Source organism: Bradyrhizobium sp. GW821-FHT12B03, from assembly GCF_058807535.1.
Genome location: NZ_JBXAQU010000007.1, coordinates 228,692 through 251,499 on the forward strand (window position 1 = coordinate 228,692; position 22,808 = coordinate 251,499).

Here is a 22,808-nt window from a genome sequence, read left to right on the forward strand (position 1 = left end):
TATTCCTCCCTTGCTCGAGAGATTTGCCAGAGTTGGCCAACACGTCCTTGCGGTGGATCAATGGTGGAAGGCGCTCTACGCCTTGCATCCGGGATGTCGCCGGCACCTCCGGGCGCAGCTACCCGCCCTTGACCGCCCCTGCCGTCAGCCCGGCCACGATCTGCCGCTGCGCCAGCACCGTCAGCAGCAGCACCGGGAGGGTGACGATCAGCGCGGCCGCGGCCAGCGGCCCCCAGCTCAGCTGGTCGAACGAGATCATGTTGTAGACGGCGACGGGCAAAGTGCGGGTCTCGCGTCCGGCCAGCACGATGCCGAAGACAAAATTGTTCCAGGAGAAGATCACGGCGAGGATGAAGGCGACCGCGATGCCGGGCTTGGCGATCGGCAGGGCGACGTGCCGGAAGACCTGCCAGCGCGTGGCACCATCGATCAGGGCGGCTTCTTCCAATTCCAGCGGCGTCGTCTCGAAATAGCCGATCATGATCCAGATCACGATCGGCACCGTCACCACCAGATGGATGATGATCTGCGGCACCAGCGTGCCGAGCAGTCCGAGCCACTGGAACAGCAGGAACAGCGGGATCAGGTAAGACAGGCCGGGCGTGATGCGGGCGATCAGGATCACGATCGCGGATTTGTGCGCGGCCATGCGCGCGATGCCGTAGCCGGCGGGGACGCCGACGATCAGCGCCAGCGCGGTCGCGCTTCCGGTGACGACCAGGCTGTTGATGAAATAGGTCAGGAAGCGGTTGGAGGCGAGCACGTCGGCATAGTTCTTCCAGGCGATGTGCTCGGGGAAGAACACCGGCGGGTAGGCGGCATTGTCGATCTCGAATTTGAGCGACAGCGACAGCATCCAGAGGAAGAACAGGATCGCCGGCGACACGATGACGAACACCGAAAGCCACAGGCCGATCTTGCCGATGATTTGACGGGGTGTCATGCGCCGCTCTCGATCTCGGTCCACACCATGCGCTGGCGGGCGTACAGCATCACCGCCGCAAGCAGGACGATCAGCAGGAAGAACACCACCGCGATCGCCGAGCCGTAGCCGAGGTCGTAATAGGTGAAGGCGACGCTGTAGAGATAGATGTTGATGGTCTCGGACGCCGAGCCCGGCCCGCCTTGCGTGATCGCGAAGATGATGTCGAAACTCTTCACCGCATCGATCATGCGGATCATTCCGGCGATGAACAGGAACGGCATGATCAGCGGCAGCGTGATGAAGCGGAACACCTGCCAGAGATTGGCGCCGTCAATCTGCGCGCTCTCATACGGCTCGGTCGGGATTGCTGCGAGGCCCCCGAGCACGATCAGCATGACCAGCGGGGTCCATTGCCAGGTCTCGACCAGCACCAGCGAGGGAATGACGGTCGCGGGATGGAACACCCAGAGCTGCGGCGGTATCCCGACCAGCGACAAGAGGTAGTTCAGCACGCCCAGCTGCGGGTGGAACATCATGGTCCAGACCAGCGCGATTGCCACCGGCGTCGCCATCATCGGCATGATGAAGACACCGCGCAGGAAACCGCGGCCGGCGAATTTCTGGTGGAACACCACGGCCGCGAACGTGCCGAGCACCAGCGGCAGCAGCACCGACAGCGCGGTGTAGACCATGGTGTGGCCGACCGCCTCGAGAAAGCGCGGATCGCTGGTCAGCCGCAGATAGTTGGAGATCCCGACGAAGGTGGTCGGCGAGCCGACCTTCCACTCGTTCAGGCTCATCCAGATGGTGAAGACCCACGGGAAGATGATGATGGCGAGCACGACGACCAGCGCCGGCACCACGAACGGCCAGTAGGACGGCGGCCGCAACTCCTTCTCCGGCGCGGCATCGGACCGTGCCGCGGCCGGATCAGCTTGTGTCAACGCACTCACGCCTTTTCGCTGCGCTCCAGGATCGGCCGGTACTGGTCGTTGGCCTTCTTCAGCTCGGCGGCGGGATCGGCCCCGGACAGCGTCGCGGTGAGCGCTGCGCCGACGATGTCGCGGAATTCGGCGACGGGGACGACCACGGGCAGGCCGAGCTTGCTGATCTTGCCGGACTCGATCACCGATTGCAGCCACTCGGGCGGCATCTTCACGCCCTTCTGGGTCTCGGGGTCGTTCAGGATCGAGTTGCGGAACGGGACGCCGCCGCCGGCCTGGAGCAGGCGCGCGCCCTGCTGCTTCGAGACCACCCACTGGCAGAGCAAATACGCGGCTTCCTTGTTCTTGCTCGCCGCCGCAATGCCGATGCCGTCGCCGTAAGTGGACGAATAATGTCCCTTGGGCCCGGCAGGCACGACGGTGTAGCCGACCTTGCCGACGATGCGCGAGGCGGCCGGATCCTCCAGCGGCGGCGCCCAGCCGACGCCGTCGATCCACATCGCCGACCGTCCTTGGGTGAACGAGGCCATCGACTCCATCCAGTTGAAGCCAGCGACGCCGGGCGGGGCGGACTTCGTCAGCAGCGTCTGGTAGAGCTTCGTGGCCGCGATCGCTTCCGGACCGTCGGTCAGGATGTTGCGTTTGTCGTCGAGGAATTCGCCGCCATAGTTGAGGAAGAAGTTGGTCCACAATGCCATGTTGGCGTTGCGCAAGCCCCGCCCGACGAAGCCGTAGGTGCCTTCCTTGGGATCGGTAAGCTTCTCGGCGGCGGCGACCATCTCGTCGAGGGTCTTCGGGACCGCCACGCCCTTCTTCTGGAACAGCTCCTTGTTGTAGTAGAGGATGAAATAGTCGACCGACCACGGCAGCGATAGCATCTGGCCCTTGTCGTTCCTGGCATATTGCAGGCCCGCCGCGGAAAAATCGCTCTCGACGAGGTCGGGCGCGGTCAGTGACGGGTCCTTCATGAAAGGCGTCATGTCGGCGAGCCAGCCGGCCTTCTCGAACTGCCGCTTCTGCACGTGATAGCTGAGATGGACGACGTCGAAGCTCGGCCGGCCCGAGGTGAACTCGATCACGACCTTCTGGCGCTGCTGTTGCTCGGGGATCTGCTCGGCCTCGACCTGGATGCCGGTGAGGTCGGTGAATTCCTTGATGTTCTTTTGCAGGTTGTCGCCGCGTGGCCCCTTGGCGAGAATCACCTCCAGCTTGGTCCCGGCATATTTCTTCCAGTTGACCTCGGCGCGCGCCGGCAAACCGGTCAGGCTGAGCGCGCCGGCCGCTGCAGTGCCCGTCAAGAGCGTACGGCGCGAGATTCTGTAGTCGACCACTTCAAGTCCTCCCTGTGACTCATCTTTCTTTGGGAGGGATACTAGCGACCGTGCCGCGCCTGCCTAGTCCTAATCTCGGATCAGGGCCGCACGGCCGGCGTCTCCATCGGCAGGCCGCGCGCCCGCGACATCAAATAGAGCTCGAGCGCGACCAGCTCCGGTGCGCCGTATTCGTAGGCCTGGGCGCGAACGCCGCTCATGCAGCTGCGCAGGCGCCGCTCCAGCGAGCCCAGCGTCTGCCATTCCAGCCGATAGAGCGGATAGCCGGTCGGCTGCGCTTGCGTGATCGGCGCGCCCGCAAGGCGCCTGTCGAAATTGTCGTCGTGGCAATTGGTGCAGGCGAGGTTGAGCTGGCCCTCGCGCTGCATGAAGAGGGTGCGGCCCTGCGCGACGAATGGCTTGAGTTGCGGATCCTCGCCAGCCGTAATTGCGACGCCGCGCGACTGGTGGGCGACGAAAGCCGACAGCGCCAGCAGATCGTGGCTCTCATAGGGCAGCGGCGTTGCCTGCTGATGATTGGCGCGGCAGAGATTGATGCGCTGATCCAGGGTAACGGGACGGCCCAGCGCCTTGTCGAAAGCGGGATAGCGCGCCGCGACACCCTTCATGCTGCCCCGCGCATCGCCGTGGCAATCCGCGCAGGCCTTCTCCACGCTGCCGGTCTTCCTGGTCCACAGCGCCTCGCCGTCGAGCACGAACAGCATGCCCGGATTGGACGTGTCGTCATCCTGCATGGCGCGCGAGTCCGGCCCCATGAAGGTGTAGCCGGACCGGCGCGCATCGGGCGGGATCTCGCCGGCGAGCAGGGCAGGCGCTGCTGCGACAAGCGCTGCCACCATGATCGCGCGCCAAAATCTCATTCGACCGTGATCGATGCCGAGGCGGTGGACGAGTAGCCGTTGTCGCCGCTCCATTCGAACTCGAACTTGCCGCTCTCCTTCGCGACGGTGAAGAAGGATAGGTATGGGTTCGCGGCGATCGCCGGAAACAGATCGGCGCGAAAGATCTCGGCGCCGTTGTAGCGGCAAATGAAGCTCGTGATGATATCGCGCGGCACGAGCTTGCCGTCCGCGGTGTGACGGAAGCCGGTTTCCATGATGTGCGAGGTCAGCGTGCGGATTTCGATGATGTCGCCGCGCTTGGCTTTTGCCGGAACATTAATGAGGGCGGCCATCAGTTCATCTCCTCGGTGCAGGCGGCCAGCGTCACGACGATGTCGGCGGCGACCTGCCAGAAGGTGTCGTCGGACAGGCGCGCGATTGCGACCACCTTCTGGGTGTCGGCGAGCCGGATCCTCGTCGAGACCTGGGCGCGGCCGGAGGAGGGGGTGAGATGGAAGTTGCCGATGTTCGGCTGCGGGTTCTTCTCGTTGAAGACGTGGATGCTCTTGACGTAGTCGTTCTCGGTCATCGGGCTTGCGACGCTCACCGTCATCGGCACCGTGTTGCCGTTCTCGACCAGCGGCGGAATGTCGAGCTTCACCCTGCCGGTGCGGATCTGGGCTTCACCGACGATGTTGCGGATCGCGGTGTTGAGCATGGCCGGCGTCGCCTTGAGCGGCCGCAGCGTGACGATCGGGATCGTCCCGGCAACCGTGACGCCGCCGGCAAGGCTCAAAAATTGTCGTCGCGTGGTCGGCATGAGCCTAGTCCCGAAGCGTAGCAAGAAAGGCCACGATGTCCTCGATCTCCGCAGCCGACAAGATCGGCTTGCCGGCAAAATTGCGCCCGACACGGACGAGGCCATCGTTGCGATAATAGGACGGCATGATGGTCTCCGGGTTGAAGCGCGAGGCATCGATCAGTCGAAGCCGCAACTGGCTCACCGACCACCGGTTCCCGGCGCCGGTGAGATCGGGCGCGAGATCGCCCTGGAACCGCGTTTCCGGGAAGGGGCCGGAATGGCAGAGGATGCAGGTCGTCGTGCGCGCCAGCACCAGCGTGCGTCCGCGCCCGGCATCGCCGGGCGTGCCCGTGAGCGAGTCCGCAATGCCGTCGCCGACGATCTTGTAGGGCGCGAGCTGCTGCGCCCTGGTGCCGGAGACGAAGGCAAGGCTGGCGGCGATCAGCGCCGCGATATGGACGGCCGATCTAGCCAAAGGTGTCCGCCGTGATGGTTTGAAACCAGCGTTCGGCTTCAGCCGCCTCGCGGGTGCGCAGCTCGCGCGGCGCGTCGACCGGGCTGGTCGCGCCGCCCTCGATCTCGGCAAAGATGTCGCCCCTGGGCTGGTAGTTGCCGGCGAGCGAGAAGCCGTAACCGGGCGCGACGGTGGTGTAGCAGACGCCGGTGAGCCGCGGTGTTTCCGGTGCGCGGCCTGCGAGCAGGCTGACGATTGCTGCGGCGCAGGCCTTGCCTTGCGCGCTGGCGGCGGAGGCCGATTTGGGAATGCCGCCGCCGAGACAGGCATCGCCGATGACGTGGATGTTCGGGACGAGCTTCGACTCGAACGTCACAGGGTCGATCGGGCACCAGCCGGTTGCATCCGCCGCGCCCGCGATCCCGGCGATGCGGCCGGCGCGCTGCGGCGGGATGACGTTGGCGACGTCGGGAGTGTAGTTGCCGAACTCGGTGATGATGGTCTTCGTCGAAGCGTCAACCGAGGTCACGCGACCCCCTTGCGACAGCGCGATGCGTTCGATCATGTCGCCGTAGAGCTCCTTCCACGCCTTTTCGAACAGCCGCTGCTGGGAGAAAGTGTCCTTGGCATCGAGGACCAGCACCTTCGAGCGCGGCTTCTTCGTCTTCAGGTAATGCGCGATCAGGCTGGCGCGCTCGTAAGGCGCCGGCGGGCAGCGCGAGGGATTGGCCGGGATCGCGATGGCGACGGTGCCGCCGTCTTCCATCGCCTCCAATTGCCGGCGCAGCAGCAGCGTCTGGGCGCCGGCCTTCCAGGCGTGCGGCATTTTTTCCGACGCGGCCTCGTCGTAGCCGGGCAGGGCTTCGACATGGAAGTCTATGCCGGGGGACAGCACGAGACGGTCGTAGGGCATCGCTATGCCATCGGCCGTCAGGACGCTGCGCCGCTGTGGCTCGATCGTGGTCACGGCCTCGCCGATCACGGTGACGCCCTCGGCGGCAAGCCTTTCATAGCCGAATTGCTGCGCCTCGATGTCGCGCAGGCCCGCAATCACCTCGTTGCTGAAGGGGCAGGAGGTGAAGACTGCATTGGGTTCGATCAGGATGACCTGCAGGGTTTCCTGCGCACGCTTCAGTGCGCGGGCGCATGCCGCGCCTCCGAAACCGCCACCGACCACGACGACACGTCCTGTGGATTGCGCGCGCAAGATCGATGGCCGCGCCAGTGTCGCGGCCGCCATGGTGATGCCGAACACGGCATTCCGCCGTGTCACCGGGCGCGTGGTCATCAGGGGCATTCGATCAGGGCTGCGGTGGCAGTCTCTCGCCGCCGCAGCATGTTGTCTAGGCGAAGGTGATGTTCTGGTCGCGCAGCGGCACCGAGCGGATGCGCTTGCCGGTGGCCGCGAAATAGGCGTTGAGCACCGCCGGTGCTGCGACGCCGATGGTCGGTTCGCCGACCCCGCCCCAGAACCCGCCGCTCGGCACCATCACCGATTCCACCTTCGGCATCTCGTTGATGCGCATCGAGTTGTAGGTGTCGAAGTTGGTCTGCTCGATCTTGCCGTCCTTGACGGTGCAGCCGCCGTAGAACAGCGCGGAGAGGCCGTAGACGAAGGAACCCGCGATCTGCCGCTCCACCTGGGCCGGATTGACGATGTAGCCGGGGTCGGTGGAGGCGACGATGCGATGCACCTTGATCTTGCTGCCGTCGGTCACCGAGATCTCGGCGGCGCCGGCGACGTAGCTGCCATAGCCCATGACCTGCGCGATGCCGCGATAGACACCCTGCGGCGCCGGCGTGGTCCAGCCGATCTTCTCGGCCACGGCATTGAGCACCGCCAGATGCTTGGGATGGTTGCCCATCAGCTTGCGGCGGAATTCGAGCGGGTCCTGGCCGACTGACTGGGCCAGCTCGTCCATGAAGCATTCCATGTAGATCGCATTGTGATTGACGTTGACGCCGCGCCAGAAACCCGGCGGAACGTGTGGATTGCGCATCGCATGCTCGACCAGCAGGTTCGGCACCGAATAGCCGATCGCGGCCTCGCCGGACTGGGCGACGCCCTGGAACGCAGCCGGATCCATGCCGTTCTGCAACGCCTCGGGGCGCAGCGAGAACAGGATCGATTGTCCGGACAGGCGGTAATGCAACGCGACCAGATTGTTGTTGGCGTCGAACGCGCCGGTCATCTTGCACTGGGTGATCGGGTGATACCGGCCGTGCGCCATGTCCTCTTCGCGCGACCACAACAGCTTGATCGGCGTGCCCGGCATCTGCTTGGCGATCGTGACCGCCTGGCGGACATAGTCGGTCTGGCCGCGCCGGCCGAAGCCGCCGCCGGGCATCACCTTGTACATGTCGCACTTCTCCGCCGGCAGACCCGAGGCCTCCAGCACCGCCGCGAACACGGCTTCGCCGTTCTGCGTGCCGCACCAGACCTCGCATTTGTCGGCCGTGAAGAGCGCGGTGGCGTTCATCGGCTCCATCGTGGCGTGGTTCTGGTAGGGGTAGCTGTAGACGGCCTCGACCTTCTTGGCGGCGCCGGCAATCGCGGCCTTCACGTCGCCGTTCTTGTTGCCGACATAGGCCGGCTGCGAATCGTCGAGGCCTTCGGCCAGCCACTTCGCAATCGACTCGCTGGAGACCTTGGCGTTCTCGCCCTCGTCCCAGACGATCGGCAGCGCTTCCAGCGCGGTCTTGGCGTGCCACCAGGTATCGGCAACGACCGCAACCGCGGTGTCGCCGACCTTGACGACCTTCTTGACGCCTTTCATGCCGGTGATCTTGGCTTCGTCAAAGCTCTTCAGCTTGCCGCCGAACACCGGGCAGTCCTTGATCGCAGCGTTCAGCATGCCCGGCAGCTTGACATCGATGCCGTAGATCATCGTGCCGGTGGTCTTGTCGGCGGTGTCGAGCCGCTTCACGCCCTTGCCGACCAGCTTCCAGTCCTTCGGATCCTTCAGCTTGACGTCGGCCGGGGGCGTCAGCTTGGCCGCAGCCTCGGCGACCTTGCCATAGGTCGTGGTCCTGCCCGAAGGCGTATGGGTGATGACGCTGTTCGCGGCCGTACATTCGGACGCCGGCACTTTCCACGAATCGGCGGCGGCCTGGATCAGCATCACGCGCGCGGTGGCGCCGCCCTTGCGCACATAGTCCTGCGAAGAGCGGATGCCGCGGCTGCCGCCGGTCGAGAAATCGCCCCAGACGCGCTTGCGGGCGACGCTCTGGCCGGGTGTCGGATATTCGGTCGTGACCTTCGTCCAGTCGCATTCGAGCTCCTCGGCGACGAGCTGGGCGAGGCCGGTGAGCGAGCCCTGGCCCATCTCGGAACGGGCGATGCGGATCACGACGGTGTCGTCGGGTCTGACCACGACCCAGGCGCCGATCTCGGGCGAGCCGTCGGCCGCGCGCACCACGGCGGGCCCGCCGAAGGGGATGTCGAGGCCGATTGCGAGGCCTGTGCCGATCGCGGCCGTGCCGATGACGAAGGCGCGACGGTTCATTTGGGGTGAGACGTGCTTGTTCATGGGGCGGCTCCTTACGCGCTTGCGATCGTGTGGATCGCTTCGCGCACCTGCTGGAAGGTGCCGCAGCGGCAGATATTGGTGATGGCCTCGTCGATATCGGCGTCGGTCGGCTTCGGCTTCTCGTTCAGCAGCGCCGCCACCGCCATGATCATGCCGCTCTGGCAATAGCCGCATTGCGGAACGTCCTGGGCGATCCAGGCCTCCTGCACCTTGTGTAGCGTCCCGCCGGAGGCAAGGCCCTCGATCGTGGTGATCTTCTTGCCCTCGGCCTCGCTGACCGAAACCCCGCAGGAACGGGTGGCGATGCCCTCGATGTGAACCGTGCAGGCACCGCATTGTGCGATGCCGCAGCCATATTTGGTGCCGGTCAGGCCGGCATTCTCGCGGATCGCCCAAAGCAGCGGCGTATCCGGCTCGACGTCGAGCGTGAGGGTTTTTCCGTTGATTGTAAGGTTTGCCATCGCAGTCCCCTGATTGGACCAATCCACCGATTGGACTCAGGAGCGCAATGTGTCCGGCAAACTGGAACTGTTCAAATCAACAGTCTGCGGGGTGGGCTCTCAAGCATCCGACGGGCGCGGGAAGATTATGGGCCCCGCGGTGTTGTGCCGAGCCCGGTCTCGGCGGGACGTGGCCTCTCTCCGGGCGCCAATTCAAGGCTTGGGACGACGTCCGGCGTGTTCCCGCGCTGGAGCGGCGACAGTTTGTCTCTTTTGCCGGGATGCAAGACGAAGGCGCTCTGGTACACTGGGTCGAAGCCAGAGGAGTTCCATGGACGTGCCGAGCCCCTGCAACGTGTTGATGCTCTATCCGCTGTTCACGGCGGAGTCCTTCTGGAGCTTTGGCGAATCCTGCGAACTGATGGGCGTGAAGCGCCCCGCTGCTCCCCTCGGCCTGATTACCGTCGCCGCGATGCTGCCGGCGAGCTGGACGGTGCGCCTCATCGACTGCAACACGCAGCCCCTGAGTGACGAGGATCTTGCCTGGGCCGACGTCGTCTTCACCGGCGGCATGCTGCCGCAGCAGGCCGACACGCTGCGCCTGATCGAGCTGTGCCGCGCGGCAGGCAAGCCCGTGGTCGTCGGCGGTCCCGATCCGACCTCCAGCCCCCACATCTACGCGAAGGCCGACTTCCAGGTGCTCGGCGAGGCCGAGGGTATCCTCGACGAATTCATCGCGGCCTGGGAGGGCGGTGCGCGTTCCGGCGTCTTCATCGCGCCGAAATTCCAGGCCGACGTCACCAGGACCCCGGTGCCGCGTTTCGACCTGCTCAAGTTCGAGGACTATCTCTATCTCGGCGTGCAATATTCGCGCGGCTGCCCGTTCACCTGCGAGTTCTGCGACATCATCGAGCTCTACGGACGCGTGCCGCGCACCAAGACGAATGAGCAGATGCTGGTCGAGCTCGATCGGCTCTACCAGATGGGCTATCGTGGCCATCTCGATTTCGTCGACGACAATTTCATCGGCAACAAGAAGTCGCTCCGGCTGTTCCTGCCCCAGCTCGCCGAATGGCAGCGCGCGCACGGCTACCCTTTCGAGCTGTCCACCGAGGCCTCGGTCAATCTCGCCGACGATCCCGAATTGCTCGACCTGATGGGGGCGGCCAATTTCTTCGGCATCTTCGTCGGCATCGAAAGTCCGGATCCCGCGACCCTGGTCGCGATGCGGAAGAAGCAGAACACGCGGCGCAACATCGCCGAGAGCATCCACAAGATCTACGCCGCCGGCATGCTCGTCACCGCCGGCTTCATCGTCGGCTTCGACAACGAGAAGGTCTCGATGGCGGAGGCGATGATCGATTTCATCGAGGAGGCCGCGATTCCCGTCGCCATGGTCGGCCTGCTCTATGCGTTGCCGAACACGCAGCTCACGCGGCGCCTGGCGAAGGAAGGCCGGCTGCACGCCGATCACGATCTGGCATCGACGACCGGCGGCGACCAGTGCACCGGCGGCATCAATTTCGATCCGGTGAGGCCGCTGCGGGACATCTTGACGGACTACAAGACGGTGCTGGAGCGCATCTACAGTCCGGCGGCCTATGCGGGCCGGGTCGACAAGCTGATGACGCTGCTGGATCGATCGAAGCAGCGCCATGAACTCGCCGAAGGCGACATCCGTTCAAAGGTCGGGGCGATGGAGACGGTGCACCGCGTGGTCACCGCTATCCCGGAGGCACGGGGGCCGCTCTGGCAGACCTTCATGAACTGCGCCAAGCGCGACACGTCGTCGGCGCGGATCGCGGTGCAGATGATCGCGGCCTATGCCCATCTCGGGCCGTTCTCGCGCAAGGTCATCGACGCCATCGACGTGCGCCTCGCTGCGCTCGACGACGAGATCGTCATCCCGGCGGCGACCGTCGATGTGACGGCGGCTCGGCACCTGGCCTGAGGGCCTACTTCACCGCCAGCCGCAGGAAGCTCATGACGCTGCCGAGCACGGCAAAGCCGGCGCCGAGCGCGAGTGCCACGGTCGCGCCCTCGTGACCGGCCAGCGCGAAGCAGGCCGCGGCGAGCGCCGCCCCGGTCGTCTGGCCCGTCAGGCGCGCGGTGGCGACGATGCCGGAGGCGCTGCCGCTGCGATGGGGCGGTGCGCTCGACATCACCGCCTTCATGTTCGGCGCCTGGAAGAAGCCGAAGCCCATGCCGCAGATCACCATCCGCCAGATGATGTCGGCGATGGCAGGGTTGGCCGGGAGCATGGCGAGCAGCGCCATGCCGAGGCCGAGCAGCACGAGCCCGATGCCGCCGAGCAGGCCGACGGCGTAGCGGTCGGACAGGCGTCCCGCAATCGGCGCCATGATGCCGACCACCAGCGGCCACGGTGTCATGAAGAAGCCGGTCTCGACCTGGGAGCGGCCGAGCACGTCCTCGAAATAGAACGGCAGCGAAACGAAGGCGAGGCCCTGGACTGCGAAGGAGCATACGGCGGTCGCCGCCGACAGCGCGAACATCGGCCGGCTGAACAGGTCGATCGGCAACATCGGCGCAGGGTGGTCGGCGTGCCGGCGCGTCAAGATGAAGCCGAACGCAATGGCCGCGACCAACTCGATGCCGACAACAACAGGCGACAGATTGTGCGCGGCGCTGCCGATGCCCGTGATGAACAGGCCGAGGCAGGCCGACGCCAGGACCGCGCCGAGAAAGTCGAAACCGTGGTCGGCCCGCGGCGTTTTCGGCAGCATCGCAAAGCCGATGCCGATCGCGACGAGGCCGAAGGGGATGTTGACGGCAAACAGCCACGGCCAGGGACCGAGCGCGAGGATGGCGGAGGCGATCGACGGCCCGAAGGTGAAGGCGGTGGCGACAACCAGCGCGTTGTGACCAAAGCCGCGGCCGAGCATCCGGCCGGGATAGACGAAGCGTACCAGCGCCGTGTTGACGCTCATGATGCCGCTGGCGCCAAGGCCTTGCAGCGTGCGCGCCACCAGCAGGCTGTCCAGCGACCACGCCACCGCGCAGAACAGCGAGGCGATGGTGAACAGGATCAGGCCGCCGAGATAGATGCGCTGGTGCCCGACGATCTCGCCAAGCGCGCCGAGCGGCAGCAGCGTCGCCACCAGCGCGATCTGGTAGACGTTGACCACCCAGACCGACTGTTCCGGGCTGACATGCAGATCGGCGGCAATGGCGGGCAGCGCGATGTTGGCGATCGCGGTGTCGAGCGAGGCCATCGCCAGCGCGGTGAAGATGGCCGCGATCGCCCAGCGCCGCTGCGCGGCCGGCAGGCCGTCGGACATGGTGTGGTCGGGCTCGCGCGCGGCGGCAGGTAACGTGATCGTCATTGCGTTGGCGCGTTGCTCCGGCGGCGTGGCCATAGGGGACTTTCGGCATGTACTACGCCCGGGCCGGCTTCCACAGGCTCATGCTTGCATGCTGTGTATGCGCGAAGGTCAGGCGATGCGCCTGCGCTCTGGCGTATGATCGTGCTGGCGCAATTTCAGGGGATCGTCATGCAACTCGTCGTTTTGCCCGGTGACGGCATCGGACCGGAAATCACGACCGCGACATCGCTCGTGCTGCGCGCGGCCTCCGAGCGCTTCCAGCTCAACCTGCGCCTGGAGGAGCACGCGGTCGGGCATGCGAGCCTGAAGCTATCAGGCACCACGGTGCGCCCCGAGCTGCTCGACATCGTCCGCGCCGCCGACGGCTTGATCCTGGGCCCGACCGCGACCTTCGACTTCAAGGACGAGGCGCATGGCGAGATCAATCCGTCCAGGCATTTCCGCAAGGGCCTCGACCTCTACGCCAACATCAGGCCGGCGCGCACCTATGCCGGGCGGCCCGGCCGGCTCGGCGAGTTCGACCTCGTCGTGGTGCGCGAGAACACCGAAGGGTTTTACGCCGACCGCAACATGGAGCAGGGCAATGGCGAGATGCTTGTCACGCCTGATGTCGTGATCTCGCTGCGCCGGATCACGCGACTGTGCTGCGAGCGCATCGCGCATGCCGCCTGTCGTCTTGCGATGAAGCGGCGCAAGCATCTCACCATCGTCCACAAGGCCAATGTGTTGAAGATCGGCGACGGCATGTTCCTGGACATCTGCCGCGCGGCTGCGAAAGGCTACCCCGGCCTCGAAGTCGACGATATCCTGGTCGATGCCATGATGGCGCATGTGGTGCGCAACCCCGACCGGTTCGACGTCATCGTCGCCACCAACATGTTCGGCGACATCCTGTCCGATCTCACCGCGGAGCTGTCAGGCAGCCTCGGCCTCGGCGGCTCGCTCAATGTCGGCGACCGCTACGCCATGGCGCAGGCCGCACACGGCTCGGCGCCTGACATCGCAGGGCAGGACGTCGCCAATCCGGTGTCGCTGATCCTGTCGACCGCGCTGCTGCTGGCCTGGCATGGCGAGAAGAACGGCGCCGTCCGCTACGAGGAGGCGGCGCGTGCGATCGAGGCGGCGGTGGCGAAGGCGCTTCGCGAGGGCAGGGCGACGCGCGACGTCGGCGGCAGGCTCGGCACGATCGCGGCGGGCGCTGCGATTGCGGAGATCCTGCAGGCGGAGTGAGGGTGCTCTCGCATTTTTTTGTAGGGCTCGACACAAAAGTCGAAAAACAACCCCATGCACAGTAGAAGGCCCCTTGATCGACAAGGGATTTTTCGAGCGACGTCGCGACGGCGTTCGTGACCGTGATCACGTTGAACCGTCGGGCAAAACACTGGCATGATGCTATCGTCAGCCATGTGTCGTCGGGAGGCCAGTATATGCAGGCGCCGGCCGACCGGAACGAGTGCGCCGCCAGCGCATCTCCCATGAAACCATCGGCCGCCGCACTAAAGTGATCGCTGATTTCCGCAAGGCGCGATCGATCGACCCGGCCGGCGAGCGCAGCAAGAAGGCACGCCGGATGCCGGGCTTCTGAGCGCGGGCGGTGAAGCCGATTGTGGCGAGAATCTCTGCTTGTCGAGCGACGTCTTCAGCAACATCGACCCAAGCGGAGTCTTGAAGCTCGTCGCGCGGATCGGTCAGGCAATGAAACGGCTCTTGCCAAAGACGCAACGCCAATGCTGCTGCATCGGTCCCGCCGTCAACCGCATGCCTTTCATTCGACCTGCGAAGCCCAAATTCTCAGCATTGGCCTTGGCTTGCTCATTTGGGCGGCCTGGAATATGTATAGACATGTTCGCTTGAGGGTTGATCGGCATGGACGATCGCGTGCTTGTGTTCGACGGGATAGGACAGGACTTTCCGTCGCCGGGACAGCGAACCCAAATCCGGGTGCTGGACGGGATCAGCTTCGAGGCCGACCGCGGCAAGTTCATTGCGGTGATCGGACCGAGCGGCTGCGGGAAAAGCACGCTGCTCCAGATGGCCGCCGGCCTGCTGCATCCAACGCGAGGCTCCGTCCATCATCGTGGCCGCAAGGTGACGTCAGTCAACACCGAGGTTGGCTTCGTGCCGCAGCAGGCTCAACTGCTTCCCTGGAAAACTCTCGCAGAGAACGTCGAATTGCCGCTGGTGCTGCGCGGCGTCGCTGCTCACGAACGGCAAAAACGGGTTGCGGAGGCTCTTCGCGCGGTCGGCCTGACGGGTTTCGAGCAACACTTTCCCAGCCAACTCTCCGGCGGCATGCAGAAGCGCGGATCGATTGCGCGCACGCTCGTCTATCGGCCCGACGTCATCCTGATGGACGAGCCATTTGGTGCTCTCGATGCCCAGACCCGGATGGTGATGCAAAGCGACCTGCAGACTTTGTCAATGGAAGCCGGCGCCACCGTCGTATTCGTCACGCATGACATTACCGAAGCGGTATTGCTCGCGGACAACGTCGTCGTGCTGAGCCAGCGGCCGTCGCGGCTCCTCGCCAATATTCCGATCAACCTGCCCCGACCGCGCAATATGTACGAGCCGTTCAAGAACCCGGGCTTCGATGCCGCCTATGACGCTGTCTGGACCGAATTCCGCTCCCAGCTTCAAGCCGGACAGATCCATTGAACGAGCAGCAGGCAATGGGTGACGTTGCTTCTCGAGCTCCCGTCGCGTCGACGCGTGCCAGCGGCGGATTGGCCGAGATCGGCTCGAGAGCGCTGCAATTGCTCGTAAAGCTGCTGCCGGGCATCACGCTGCTGATCTTTTGGCAATGGGCGTCGGGACGTCTGATCAGGGAAATCTACGTCAGCAAGCCGACCGCGGTCGTCGAGCGGTTGTACGAGCTGTTCGCCTCCGGAGAAATCTATCCGCACTTGTGGATCACCGGGCAGGAACTCGTGCTCGGCTACGTCATCGGTGTCGCCGGGGGCGTGTTCGCCGGTTACGCGCTTGGCCGCTCACCGCGGCTTGCACGGATATTCGAACCCTACGTGATGGCCTTCTATGGTATCCCCAAGATCGCGCTGGCACCGCTGTTCATCATCTGGTTCGGCATCGGCATCGGATCGAAGGTCGCACTGGCCTCGATCATGGTGTTTTTCCTCGTTTTCTATAACGTTTTTGCAGGTGTCCGCAGCGTCGATCGCGAACTCGTGAATCTCGTGCAAGTGATGGGCGCCAACCAACGCCAGTTGACCTATCATGTCTTCCTGCCTGCCGCGGCCCCTTTCGTCATGCTTGGGATGCGGCTGGCGATCCCCTACAGCGTCATCGGCGTGATCGTCGGCGAATTCACATCGTCGGTGCAGGGCCTCGGTCTGTTCATCCATGAGGCGTCGTCGACCTACGATCCTGCCGGCGTTTTCGCCGGGATCGTCATCCTGCTCGGCTTCGTCACGATCGCAAACCTGATCGCCGGCGCGATCGAGCGTCGCCTCCTGCGCTGGCGAACATTGTCGGGTTCAGGCCCGATCGATGCCTAAACCGAGAGGATGTCGCAATGCGTGTCACGATGAAATGGGCGAAGGCGGCCACGGTCGCCGCGGCAATTGCCTTGCTGCCCAATCCGGTCCAAGCCCAGCAAGCGGTGCGAATTGGATTGGGGGCCCCGACGCTGAGCTTTCTCCCGGTCTGGTCCGGGCGCGCGCTTGACACGTTCAAGCCGCAAGGCCTTACCGCCACGATCGCTGCGTTGCCCGGTGGCGATGCGTCAGCCCTCGCAGCGCTCGACGCGGGTGATATCGATCTGGCCGCAGTCGGCCCGGATTCGATGCTGCGCGCCGTCGCCAAGGGCCAGCCATTCCAGATCGTCTATTCGTTGATGTCCAAAGTGACGCTCCAACTCGTCGTGTCCAGGGATTTTCTCGAACGTACCGGCGTGAAGCCGACCGATCCGCTGCCGAAGCGACTGGCCGCCCTGAAGGGTGCGACGTTCGGTGCGACAGCGCTGGCCGGCGCTCAAGAGGCCGCGGCGCGCTGGCTCGCAGGTCAAGGCGGCCTGGATGCGAAGAACGATATCAAGGTGGCGCAGGTCGGCAGCCCAGTTGCCATCCAGGCAGCCCTCGAGGCCAAACGCATCGATGCCTTCGTTCTCTCTCCGCCCGAGGGATTTCTCGCGGAGAAGGCGGGCACCGGGGTCGTTCTCGTCTCGATGGGTGACGAATTTCCGCTCCTCGCAAAGCAACCCTATCTCGTGCTGGTCGCGAAGAAGCCGATCAGCCCCGCGACCTCCGAGCTGATCCAGAAAACGGTCGCAGCGATGCAGGCGGCGAGCGCGGCCGTGCTCGACAAGCCCGCCGAGACGGCCGAGGCGATACAGAAGCAATTCTTCGCCAAGGCCGATCCGCAGGCGATCGCTTCGGCGGTCAAGAGCATGAGCAGCGGAGTGGCCGACCGAGGCAAGATCGACGTCGACGCCATGAAGAACGCGCTGACCTTCAACAAGGAGGTCGGCAACAATTTTGGCAAGGAGTTCGACGCCGCGGCGACCAGGGACGATCTGTGGACCAACAGCTTCGTGGACGCGGCGAAAGCCAGATAGGCGAGGTGCCGGTCAGCCGGGCTTCGCATAGCCGGCGGCGCGCGCCTCGGCATCCCAGCGCAACGTGAGTTCGTAGTCGTCAAGGTCGATGGCAGCGAAGGCGTCGAGGCAGAGCCTGTCGCGCAGGGGCGCGCACGCAGGGGCCGCGGCAAAGCTCCAAAGCGCCGCCTGCAAGTCGGCGACGACGCCGTCGGGGCATCCGGCCGCCGCAACCAGGAAAGGAATCGGCGCAAGATCCGTGGTCGCGACGATGCGAATTTGCGAACCGAGCAGCGGCTCGTGGCGCAGCATCAAATCCAGCGCATAACTGTCGAGCGGACCGACGTCGATATCGCCGGAGAGAAGCGCCTCGATCACTCGGCGTGGTGTCGTGAGTGGCCCGACGCTTTCGCGAAATAGTCCCGCCCCGTGCTTCCGATAGTACGGCAAAAGATGGTGGCGCAATGCATTGTATCCCGAATGCGAGTCCGGGACAGTGAAGCCAAGCCGGCCGCCAAATGTGTCTTCGAGCGACCGAAATCGGGAGTCTGCACGGACGACAAGGCGCGTCGCATAGACCGGCCTCCCACCGTAGAGCGCGCCGGATGGAACAGGCGCCGCGACCGGCCGGGGGCGGTCAGCCGCGAGCATGAACGGAAATCCGCACATGAAGGCTGCGCCGAGATCTCCGCGCGCCCACAGGTCGGACAGCGGCAACGGGAATGGATGATCGATGATGTTCAGGGCGACGCTGCTCTCGCGCGCCAACCAATCAAACAGGTCCCTCCAGGCAGCGGTCGCCGCGGGCACTGCCGAATACATCCGCGCGTTCGCGACATACCGCAGCGTTGACGGCCCTTCGCTGCCGGTCATGCAAACCGCAGGCGCTGCCCGATGCCGAGACGCTCGGCCTTTTCCAGCATGGCATGACCCAATGCGATGTCGGAGAGCGAAAGTCCGCGATGCCAAAGGAGATTGGTCTCCGCGTCGCTTTCACGGCCGGGCTTCAGCCCGGCGACGATCTGTCCGAGCTCGGCGTGCAGCGTCTTCTCCGACAGTTTGCCGGCCTCGACATGGGCGCGGAGGCTGCCGAACTTGCCGCCCTTGCATTGCCCCCAATCGTCGACCACGAGTTTGGTCATGATATCGGTCAACGAGAGTTCAATCGCGCTCATCGTACCATAGGGGACGACGAAGGCGCCCTTCTTGATCCATTCGGTCTTGAGCATCGGCGTCGGCTTGTCGAGACGGGATGCCTCGACAACGATGTCGGCACCTTCGAGGCAGGATTGCCAATCCGCGGTTGCGACGACCTTCTTTCCGAGATCGCGGGAGAGCCGTTCGGCGAAGCCATTGCGGCTTTCCTCCCGCCGCGAATGGACCCGGATCTCGTCGAAATCGAAGAGATGATCGAGCAACCGCACGTTCCAATAGGCGGTGCCGCGTGCCCCAATATGGCCAAGGACTTTCGAGCTCTTTCGGGCGAGATACTTGGCGCCGATTGCAGTGACCGCGCCTGTCCGCATGTCGGTGATGCCACTGGCGTCCATGATCGCTTTCGGCGCACCGTTGGACGGGTCGAACAGGGTCAATATTCCCAGTTCCGAATGGAGGCCGAGCTTGTAGTTGTCGACGAAGTCGCCGACGACCTTCACGCCGGCCCTGTCGATCGGCGCCTTGATCGCCCCGCGAAGCACGTTGAAATGACCGTTGGCGACGCCGGGCTCGAGGTGAACGCGCGGTTCGATCACCGTGTCGCCACGGCCCTGCGCCGCCAAGCTCGTCTCGATCGCGGCCAGGATCTCCGCGTCGGTGATCTTGAGCTCCTCGATGTCGAGGCGGTTCAGATAGGCGATGTAGATCGGCGGCATGGCGGCGGCTCCCGAGAAGGCGGCTCCGGAATATGTCTAGACATTAAGGAGCCCGCGGAGGCTGTCAATGCACACGACGTGGAGCGTCATATGCGTCCGGCCGGCAGCACGTGGTTTCGCCTTGTCGGTCAGGTCATGCGCAGTTTCTTGCTCGCGGCCGTCAGCCGACTGGTCAGAGCAAGCGGATGCTGTCCGCTCCCGAGAGCGGAGCGGACATGGCATGCTCTTTCATGGGCCGATCGGACTTAACAGCCCTAAAACTGATACCTCCGCAGCCCCCCATCCACCGGGATCACCGTACCCGTGATGTAGCGCGCCACCGGTGACGCCAGGAACACCGCAAGCGCGGCCAGATCCTCTGGCTCGCCCCAATAGCCGACCGGGATTTCCTCCTCCGCAAACCGTTCGCGATAATCCGGCGGGTAGTTGCGGCGGATCTGTTCGCTCATGATGCGGCCGGGCGGGATGCAGTTGATGGTGATGCCGTGCTCGCCGATCTCGCGCGACAGGCCCTTGGCCCAGGCGTGCACGGCGGCTTTGGCCGCGAAGGCGGCGTTGAGGCCTTCCGGCTCGGACTTGCCGGTGATGTTGACGATGCGGCCCCATTTGCGCGCGATCATCTGCGGCAGCAGCGCGTGCGCGATGCGGCGGTAGCTGGTGAAGTTCAGCGCGATCGCCTCGTCCCATTTGCTGTCGGGCGCATCGACGGGAAGGGGACGGCTGCCGCCGGCATTGTTGACGAGGATGTCGACATGGCCGAGCTCCTTCAGCGCAAAGGCCGTGATGGTCTCGGCCGCGTCCTTGTCCATCACGTCCTGCTCGAGCGGAATGATGAGGCCGCCGCCGACGTCCTTGACCAGCTCGGCAAGCAGGTCGGTGCGCCGCGCCACGCCGACGACGCGCACGCCTTCGGCGGCGAGGCCCTTGGCGATGGCGCGGCCGATGCCGATGCTGGCTCCGGTGACGACAGCGGTTTTCGATTTGAGCCCGAGGTCCATGGTCACACGCTCTCTTGTTTGCTTTTGCTTGTTGCCGTTCGTTTCCTGCCCGTCCTGCTCGACTGGAATTGCCTGAGCGGGACGAGCAGTGGTAACCAAGAGCGAGGTTGAAGGAAACACGAAAAAGAAAAGGCTGAAACGATGGTCTGGGATCCGCAGCAATATCTGAAGTTCTCCGGCCACCGGCTCCGGCCCGCCGTCGACCTCTTGATGCGGATTCCGGATTTCGCACCGCGCGAGATCGCCGATCTCGGGGCAGGGGCCGGCAACGTCACCAGGTTGATCAAGGAGCGCTGGCCGGATGCGGCCGTGACCGGCGTCGAGGGCTCGGCCGAGATGGTTGCCGCGGGCCGCAAGGCGGCACCGGAGGTGCAATGGTCCCATGAAGACCTCGGCCAGTGGCGTCCCGCCAAGCCCTACGACTTGATCTATTCCAATGCCGCACTGCACTGGCTGCCCAATCATGCGGCACTGTTTCCGTCGGTGATGGAGAAGGTGAAGCCCGGCGGTATGCTTGCGGTGCAGATGCCGCGCAACTTTCTGGCCCCCTCGCATGTGCTGATCGGCGAGACCGCGCTGAACGGTCCCTGGCGATCCAAGGTCGCGCATCTCGTCACCCCGCCGCCGGTCGAGGGGCCGGCGTTCTATCACGACCTTCTTGCTCCGATGTCCGCCAATATCGACATCTGGGAGACCGAATATCTTCAGGTGCTCGAAGGCGAGAACCCGGTGAAGGAATGGACCAAGGGGACCTGGCTGACGCGCTATCTCGACGTGTTGCAGGGCGAGGAGAAAGCGGCCTTCGAGGCCGCCTATGGGATGCGGGTCGCGAAGGCCTACCCGAAGAACGCGATGGGACAGACGCTGTTTCCGTTCCGGCGTCTCTTCATGGTTGCCCAGCGGAACGCGTGACGGAGTTGCCGCGATGCGGCATAAGCGCTCGCGGCGCGGGATGGAGCGGGTGCCGAGTTGCATGTACACCAGCCCTCAAGCTAGCTTGGCTGCGGCAAATTGGGCTTAGGTCTAGTTGTTCGGGTGGCGGATTGCTGCCACTACTGAAATCGGAAAACAAAAAGACCCGGTTTTAGAGGTTGTTGGGAGGTACCTTCATGCGCAAGCTGCTCCTTGCGGTCGCTGCTGCGGCTGCTCTCATGGCTCCTGCCGTCGCCCAGGCCCAGAATCCTATCGTCATCAAGTTCAGCCATGTCGTCGCCAACGACACGCCGAAGGGCAAGGGCGCGCTGAAGTTCAAGGAACTCGCCGAGAAGTACACCGACGGCAAGGTCAAGATCGAAGTCTATCCGAACTCCACGCTCTACAAGGACAAGGAGGAGATCGAGGCGCTGCAGCTCGGTTCGGTGCATATCCTGGCGCCCTCGACCGCGAAATTCGCGCCACTCGGCATCAAGGAATTCGAGGCGCTCGATCTGCCCTGGCTGTTCAAGGACGACGAGACCTATTCCAACGCGATGAAGGGCACGGTCGGCAAGTGGCTGTTCCAGAAGCTGGAGGGCAAGGGCATCACCGGCCTCGCTTATTGGGACAACGGCTTCCACATGGTCTCGTCCAATCGCCCGCTGGTGAAGCCGACCGATTTCCAGGGACTGAAGTTCCGCATCTCCGGATCGAAGGTCGCCGACCAGTATTTCCGTCTGGTCGGCACGATCCCGCAGATCATGGCCTTCTCGGAAGTCTACCAGGCGCTCCAGACCGGCGTGGTCGACGGCTGCGAGAACACGGCGTCGAATTACTGGACGCAGAAATTCTACGAGGTGCAGAAGGACATCACGGTGTCCTATCACGCCCATCTGCAATACGCCGTGATCGTCAACTCGAAATTCTGGTCCGGCCTGCCGCCCGACATCCGCGCCCAGCTCGAAAAGGCGATGAACGAGGCGACCGACTACACCAACTCGATCGCGCGCCAGGAGAACGAGGACGCGCTCGCCGAGATCAAGAAATCCGGCAAGACCACGCTGCATTATCTCACCGACGCTGATCGCAAGGCGTGGCAGGAGGCGATGCAGCCGACGTACAAATGGGCAAAGGGCCGGGTCGGGCAGGAGGTGCTCGATCTCGTCGCCAAGGAACTCGACGTCAAGATGAACTGACGGCCGCGCCCTGTCGCCACAACACGAACGGTCGGGAGCCATCATGCTCCCGGCCGTTTCACTCTTGAATGACGAGCCGATCCTGGGGGGACCAAGTTGCTGCGTGTACTGAATCGTGTGCTCGATCATCTCGAGGAGTGGCTGATCGCGACGCTCATTGCGGCTGCGACATCGCTCATCTTCGTCGCCGTGCTGCACCGTTACGGGGCAGGGCTGTCGATCGACATCGCCAAATGGGCCGAAGCCCGCAGCCTGGCCTTCCTCGCGGTGCCCGCGCGCGCGGCGTTCGTCTGGCTTGCCGCCGTGGACCTGTCCTGGGCGCAAGAGCTCTGTATCTACATGTTCATCTGGATGGCGAAGTTCGGTGCCGCCTATGGCGTGCGCACCGGCATCCATGTCGGCGTCGACGTACTGGTCAACGTGCTGCCCGGCGGATCGCGCCGCCGCGTCATCACCTTCGGTCTTCTCTGCGGTGCGCTTTTCACGGCCATTGTGTGCTATTTCGGCGCCGCGTTCGTCGGCCAGATGTGGCAGACCGGCCAGCAGTCCAACGATCTCGAAGCGCCGATGTGGATGGTGTACCTCACGATCCCCGTCGGCTCGGGGCTGATGTGCTTCCGCTTCCTGCAGGTCGCCTGGTCCTTCTATCGCACCGGCGAGCTCCCCCATCACGACATGGCCGGCG

At 64.5% G+C, this 22,808-nt stretch carries 22 protein-coding genes and 1 pseudogene; 9 read left to right on the forward strand and 14 right to left on the reverse strand.

Translation table 11 applies throughout. From position 1 onward, the window contains the following. Positions 1-118 precede the first annotated feature (118 nt). The 10 genes from AC1RUR_RS16415 to AC1RUR_RS16460 all read right to left on the reverse strand — a co-directional run bounded on the left by AC1RUR_RS16415 (position 119) and on the right by AC1RUR_RS16460 (position 9,268). Positions 119-943 carry a carbohydrate ABC transporter permease gene (locus AC1RUR_RS16415; protein WP_492845731.1) on the reverse strand — a complete coding sequence of 275 codons (825 nt, stop codon included), beginning with the start codon at positions 941-943 and terminating at the stop codon, positions 119-121. After that, positions 940-1,878, reverse strand: coding sequence for a carbohydrate ABC transporter permease (locus AC1RUR_RS16420; protein WP_492845733.1), 939 nt, complete (start codon positions 1,876-1,878; stop codon positions 940-942). The genes AC1RUR_RS16415 and AC1RUR_RS16420 overlap by 4 nt, the downstream gene beginning before the upstream one ends. After that, positions 1,875-3,200, reverse strand: a complete 1,326-nt coding sequence (locus tag AC1RUR_RS16425) for an ABC transporter substrate-binding protein (RefSeq protein WP_492845735.1) — start codon at positions 3,198-3,200, stop codon at positions 1,875-1,877. Before AC1RUR_RS16425 ends, AC1RUR_RS16420 begins: the two co-directional genes overlap by 4 nt. 80 nt (positions 3,201-3,280) lie before the next feature. Then, a complete protein-coding gene (soxA, locus tag AC1RUR_RS16430) occupies positions 3,281-4,060 on the reverse strand; it encodes a sulfur oxidation c-type cytochrome SoxA (RefSeq protein ID WP_492845737.1) in 780 nt (259 codons plus the stop codon). Continuing rightward, on the reverse strand, positions 4,057-4,374 hold the full coding sequence (soxZ, locus tag AC1RUR_RS16435; protein ID WP_492845739.1) for a thiosulfate oxidation carrier complex protein SoxZ: 318 nt from the start codon (positions 4,372-4,374) through the stop codon (positions 4,057-4,059). Before soxZ ends, soxA begins: the two co-directional genes overlap by 4 nt. Further along, entirely contained in the window at positions 4,374-4,841 is a 468-nt protein-coding gene (locus AC1RUR_RS16440; RefSeq protein WP_492845741.1) for a SoxY-related AACIE arm protein, read from the reverse strand. The genes soxZ and AC1RUR_RS16440 overlap by 1 nt, the downstream gene beginning before the upstream one ends. 4 nt (positions 4,842-4,845) lie before the next feature. Then, positions 4,846-5,298 (reverse strand): sulfur oxidation c-type cytochrome SoxX, encoded by a 453-nt coding sequence (gene soxX, locus AC1RUR_RS16445; RefSeq protein WP_492845743.1) that lies wholly within the window; start codon positions 5,296-5,298, stop codon positions 4,846-4,848. Continuing rightward, the gene (locus tag AC1RUR_RS16450; protein ID WP_492845745.1) at positions 5,291-6,574 is read right to left on the reverse strand and encodes an FCSD flavin-binding domain-containing protein; all 1,284 of its coding nucleotides are present in this window, start codon (positions 6,572-6,574) and stop codon (positions 5,291-5,293) included. The genes soxX and AC1RUR_RS16450 overlap by 8 nt, the downstream gene beginning before the upstream one ends. Before the next feature lie 46 nt (positions 6,575-6,620). Further along, positions 6,621-8,807: a xanthine dehydrogenase family protein molybdopterin-binding subunit gene (locus AC1RUR_RS16455; RefSeq protein ID WP_492845747.1), complete on the reverse strand. Its 2,187-nt coding sequence runs from the start codon at positions 8,805-8,807 to the stop codon at positions 6,621-6,623. Between the two features lie 11 nt (positions 8,808-8,818). Further along, positions 8,819-9,268, reverse strand: a complete 450-nt coding sequence (locus AC1RUR_RS16460) for a (2Fe-2S)-binding protein (protein ID WP_492845749.1) — start codon at positions 9,266-9,268, stop codon at positions 8,819-8,821. 310 nt (positions 9,269-9,578) lie between these two features. On the opposite strand from AC1RUR_RS16460, the gene AC1RUR_RS16465 reads away from it, so the two are divergent. Beyond that, positions 9,579-11,198 carry a B12-binding domain-containing radical SAM protein gene (locus tag AC1RUR_RS16465; protein ID WP_492845751.1) on the forward strand — a complete coding sequence of 540 codons (1,620 nt, stop codon included), beginning with the start codon at positions 9,579-9,581 and terminating at the stop codon, positions 11,196-11,198. A 4-nt stretch (positions 11,199-11,202) separates the two neighbouring features. Here AC1RUR_RS16465 and AC1RUR_RS16470 read toward each other — a convergent pair whose 3' ends face one another. After that, a complete protein-coding gene (locus AC1RUR_RS16470; RefSeq protein WP_492845943.1) occupies positions 11,203-12,591 on the reverse strand; it encodes an MFS transporter in 1,389 nt (462 codons plus the stop codon). A gap of 168 nt (positions 12,592-12,759) precedes the next feature. Between AC1RUR_RS16470 and AC1RUR_RS16475 the strand changes: the two genes are divergently transcribed. The 5 genes from AC1RUR_RS16475 (at position 12,760) to AC1RUR_RS16495 (ending at position 17,164) form a co-directional block, all read left to right on the forward strand. Next, positions 12,760-13,821, forward strand: a complete 1,062-nt coding sequence (locus tag AC1RUR_RS16475; RefSeq protein ID WP_492845753.1) for an isocitrate/isopropylmalate dehydrogenase family protein — start codon at positions 12,760-12,762, stop codon at positions 13,819-13,821. Positions 13,822-14,044: 223 nt separating this feature from the next. Continuing rightward, positions 14,045-14,176, forward strand: a complete 132-nt coding sequence (locus AC1RUR_RS16480; RefSeq protein WP_492845755.1) for a hypothetical protein — start codon at positions 14,045-14,047, stop codon at positions 14,174-14,176. Positions 14,177-14,457: 281 nt separating this feature from the next. Further along, positions 14,458-15,249, forward strand: a complete 792-nt coding sequence (locus AC1RUR_RS16485; RefSeq protein ID WP_492845757.1) for an ABC transporter ATP-binding protein — start codon at positions 14,458-14,460, stop codon at positions 15,247-15,249. A 14-nt stretch (positions 15,250-15,263) separates the two neighbouring features. After that, positions 15,264-16,106, forward strand: a complete 843-nt coding sequence (locus AC1RUR_RS16490; RefSeq protein ID WP_492845759.1) for an ABC transporter permease — start codon at positions 15,264-15,266, stop codon at positions 16,104-16,106. Between the two features lie 17 nt (positions 16,107-16,123). Then, positions 16,124-17,164 carry an ABC transporter substrate-binding protein gene (locus AC1RUR_RS16495; RefSeq protein ID WP_492845761.1) on the forward strand — a complete coding sequence of 347 codons (1,041 nt, stop codon included), beginning with the start codon at positions 16,124-16,126 and terminating at the stop codon, positions 17,162-17,164. 12 nt (positions 17,165-17,176) lie between these two features. Here the strand turns inward: AC1RUR_RS16495 and AC1RUR_RS16500 are convergent, their stop codons facing one another. From AC1RUR_RS16500 to AC1RUR_RS16510, 3 genes are all read right to left on the reverse strand, one after another. Continuing rightward, positions 17,177-18,016, reverse strand: coding sequence for a phosphate/phosphite/phosphonate ABC transporter substrate-binding protein (locus AC1RUR_RS16500; protein ID WP_492845763.1), 840 nt, complete (start codon positions 18,014-18,016; stop codon positions 17,177-17,179). Then, positions 18,013-19,014: an ornithine cyclodeaminase family protein gene (locus AC1RUR_RS16505; protein ID WP_492845765.1), complete on the reverse strand. Its 1,002-nt coding sequence runs from the start codon at positions 19,012-19,014 to the stop codon at positions 18,013-18,015. The genes AC1RUR_RS16500 and AC1RUR_RS16505 overlap by 4 nt, the downstream gene beginning before the upstream one ends. A 254-nt stretch (positions 19,015-19,268) precedes the next feature. Further along, entirely contained in the window at positions 19,269-20,012 is a 744-nt protein-coding gene (locus AC1RUR_RS16510) for an SDR family NAD(P)-dependent oxidoreductase (RefSeq protein ID WP_492845945.1), read from the reverse strand. 141 nt (positions 20,013-20,153) lie between these two features. Here AC1RUR_RS16510 and AC1RUR_RS16515 point away from each other — a divergent pair, with 141 nt between their 5' ends. The 3 genes and pseudogenes from AC1RUR_RS16515 to AC1RUR_RS16525 form a co-directional block, all read left to right on the forward strand. Then, the gene (locus AC1RUR_RS16515; RefSeq protein WP_492845767.1) at positions 20,154-20,924 is read left to right on the forward strand and encodes a methyltransferase domain-containing protein; all 771 of its coding nucleotides are present in this window, start codon (positions 20,154-20,156) and stop codon (positions 20,922-20,924) included. A gap of 197 nt (positions 20,925-21,121) precedes the next feature. Next, positions 21,122-22,123, forward strand: coding sequence for a DctP family TRAP transporter solute-binding subunit (locus tag AC1RUR_RS16520; RefSeq protein WP_492845769.1), 1,002 nt, complete (start codon positions 21,122-21,124; stop codon positions 22,121-22,123). A 303-nt stretch (positions 22,124-22,426) separates the two neighbouring features. Next, positions 22,427-22,756, forward strand: a pseudogene (locus AC1RUR_RS16525) (TRAP transporter small permease); the annotation flags it as partial. Positions 22,757-22,808: the final 52 nt, after the last annotated feature.